This window comes from Capnocytophaga sp. oral taxon 326 str. F0382 (assembly GCF_000318295.1).
Lineage (GTDB): Bacteria > Bacteroidota > Bacteroidia > Flavobacteriales > Flavobacteriaceae > Capnocytophaga > Capnocytophaga periodontitidis.
Genome location: NZ_KB291392.1, coordinates 3,547 through 6,212, shown reverse-complemented (window position 1 = coordinate 6,212; position 2,666 = coordinate 3,547). Strand labels below are relative to the sequence as shown.

Below are 2,666 nucleotides of genomic sequence, written 5' to 3'. Positions count from 1 at the left end.
ACTTTGTCAAAGTTTTGGGACTTTGACAAAGTTTGAGCTGCAAAGGCGATTTTGAGATTTTTTTGTAATCTCCTGTTGAGAATACTCTTAGAGTTTATCTAATTAAAAGTCCCAAACCTACTCCTATGAAATATTGTGGTTCGTCTTGCCACAATGTACGTCCACTACTAATGTCTAACTGTAGAGTAGGGGTGAGGAGATAGGCAAAACCTGCATTGATATTGTGCTCAGGAGCACGCATTCCATTATAGGAAGCGTAATACTCAACGAAGCTCCATAGCTTGTTGTTGGGAGCATAATTGACCTGAGCAGTAACATCCAAATTTTCAAATTGCCCAGAACTACGAGCGCCATAAGCTAATGAAAGCTGGTCGGTAAGAGAGCTTTCGAAAGCTAAACAAGCGTCGAAAGTATAAGTCTTAGCGTCTGTTTTGCTGTATTGCCCGTAACCAATGAGCCCTACTGAGGGGATAAAACGCTGTTCCGATTCGTATAAACGCTGTTTTACGCTGAAGGTAGTGCTACTAAAATCGGGGGTACGGAGGTCAAAATCGCCTTCTAAGCGGATTTCGGTGTTTGAGATAAGTCCGTAACGCAACATTAGATTCGCACTGCTATCTTCTTTGCTGAAAACATATCCATTTTCTATTTGAAACTGACCTTTGGGTAGTGTGTACACTCCTTCACTTTGGTCGGGGCGATCGGTATTGATGTTTTCATCGTTTTGAGCAATAGCCAAAGAACTGCAACACAAGCACAAAAGGAGTAAAAAAAGGTTATTCTTCAATTTTCTCATATAGGAAATTATTAAAAGGGAAGCGGGTGATGTGTATCTCCTTCACTTTTTCGTACACTACCTCACGGAATTCTTCGAGATTGTTTTTATTGAGTGCCGAAATAAACAGAACATCACGCCCCATTCGCTGCATCCAAGTTTGTTTCCATTCTTCAAGGGTGAAGTGCTTTTTAGTGCGCTCGGTAGCCAAATCGTCTTCGGCAATTTCTTCATTAGTATACGCATCAATCTTGTTGAATACCATAATGGTAGGTTTATCGGCGCTGTGAATTTCGGCTAATATTTGATTTACTGATTGGATATGTTCCTCAAAATTAGGGTGCGAAATATCTACTACGTGCAAGAGCAAATCGGCTTCGCGTACCTCGTCGAGGGTACTTTTGAACGATTCAATGAGCTGTGTAGGTAGTTTGCGAATGAACCCTACGGTATCGCTGAGCAAGAAAGGTAGGTTTTCAATCACGACCTTGCGCACAGTGGTATCGAGGGTAGCAAAGAGCTTGTTTTCGGCAAAGACTTCGCTTTTGCTAATGACATTCATTAGGGTAGATTTGCCCACATTGGTATAACCGATGAGCGCCACACGTACTAATGCTCCGCGGTTGCTGCGCTGGGTTGCCATTTGTTTATCGATGGCGGTGAGTTTCTTTTTGAGCAGGGCAATACGGTCGCGCACGATACGGCGGTCGGTTTCGATTTCGGTTTCACCAGGACCACGCATACCGATACCGCCTCGCTGACGTTCGAGGTGCGTCCATAATCCCGTAAGGCGCGGTAAGAGGTATTCGTATTGTGCCAATTCGACTTGTGTGCGCGAATAGCTGGTTTGTGCACGCTGGGCAAAAATATCGAGAATAAGCCCTGTACGGTCTAATATTTTAGCTTTGAGAATACGCTCGATGTTTTTCTGTTGGGCAGGCGTAAGCTCATCGTCGAAGATGACAGTACCTACCTCATTTTCTTCAACAAATTGCTGTACTTCTTCCATTTTACCGGTACCGATGAAGGTTTTAGGGTTGGGCACGTCTAATTTTTGGGTGAAGCGTTTGAGCACTTCACCTCCAGCGGTATAGGTAAGAAATTCGAGTTCGTCGAGGTATTCTTTAGATTTTTCTTCTGTTTGTAATTGATTGATAATCCCTACGAGTACAACTTTCTCGTAAGTAAGATTGATTTGTTCTAACATTTGTTAATCCCATTTATTGCGAGTAGAAAGAGCGTATTTGCCCCCTCCAGTAAAGAGTAAAGCTAAGGCCCCTAAGAAGAATAAGGCGGGCAATTCGGGAACCCAACCACCGTGAGGGTTAAGGGCGGTAAGTGAATCAGAATAGGCTAAATAGAGTGTAGCCAGTCCGTTGAGGAACATCACAAGAGCTCCTAAACGCGAGCGGAATCCCAAAACAATGAGCAGGGGCGCCACAATTTCGCCTACGAATACGCCATAGGCTATAAAAGTGGGAAGACCTTTAGCTTCTAAAGTGCTTTGAACAAAAGCAAAGGCATCGGCGTGTAATAATTTGTTGATGCCGTGAGGAATCATTAATAAGCCTACAGTAAGGCGGAGAACGAGTAGTCCTAAATCTCTGTTTTTCATAAAATGGAGGTATTTTTAAGTTTATGGGGGCAAAGGTAATAAAAAATTACGAGTTACGAATGACGAATGACGAAGTCGTAGCACGACGGGCGATAAAGTATAGTGACGAATGACGAATTACGAATGACGAAAAGAGGGGGCCAAAAATTCTATATTGAGGGGGGCGTTTGCAAAACGCCCCTACAATGTGACTTAAAGTAATTGATTATCAAGTTTATAGGATTTGTTAAATTTTCTTGCCTGTGCGGCTCGCACCTTTGATAAAGTGTAGGGATA

The 2,666-nt window shown here is 43.0% G+C and carries 3 protein-coding genes; all 3 read right to left on the bottom strand.

Annotated elements, in window-relative coordinates; genetic code table 11:
* Window positions 1-94 precede the first annotated feature (94 nt).
* Genes HMPREF9073_RS04555 through HMPREF9073_RS04545 form a run of 3 tightly spaced genes read right to left on the bottom strand, consistent with a single transcriptional unit; the run spans window position 95 to window position 2,390 of the window.
* Window positions 95-796 carry a transporter gene (locus HMPREF9073_RS04555; RefSeq protein WP_009412837.1) on the bottom strand — a complete coding sequence of 234 codons (702 nt, stop codon included), beginning with the start codon at window positions 794-796 and terminating at the stop codon, window positions 95-97.
* Window positions 777-1,982: a GTPase HflX gene (gene hflX, locus HMPREF9073_RS04550; RefSeq protein ID WP_009412836.1), complete on the bottom strand. Its 1,206-nt coding sequence runs from the start codon at window positions 1,980-1,982 to the stop codon at window positions 777-779. Before hflX ends, HMPREF9073_RS04555 begins: the two co-directional genes overlap by 20 nt.
* A 3-nt stretch (window positions 1,983-1,985) precedes the next feature.
* Entirely contained in the window at window positions 1,986-2,390 is a 405-nt protein-coding gene (locus tag HMPREF9073_RS04545; protein WP_009412835.1) for a DoxX family protein, read from the bottom strand.
* Window positions 2,391-2,666 lie beyond the last annotated feature (276 nt).

Bases quoted from the DNA above. Each gene is read 5' to 3' on its own strand.
- HMPREF9073_RS04555 (WP_009412837.1), bottom strand. From the start codon at position 796: ATGAGAAAATTGAAGAATAACCTTTTTTTACTCCTTTTGTGCTTGTGT.
- hflX (WP_009412836.1), bottom strand. From the start codon at position 1,982: ATGTTAGAACAAATCAATCTTACTTACGAGAAAGTTGTACTCGTAGGG.
- HMPREF9073_RS04545 (WP_009412835.1), bottom strand. From the start codon at position 2,390: ATGAAAAACAGAGATTTAGGACTACTCGTTCTCCGCCTTACTGTAGGC.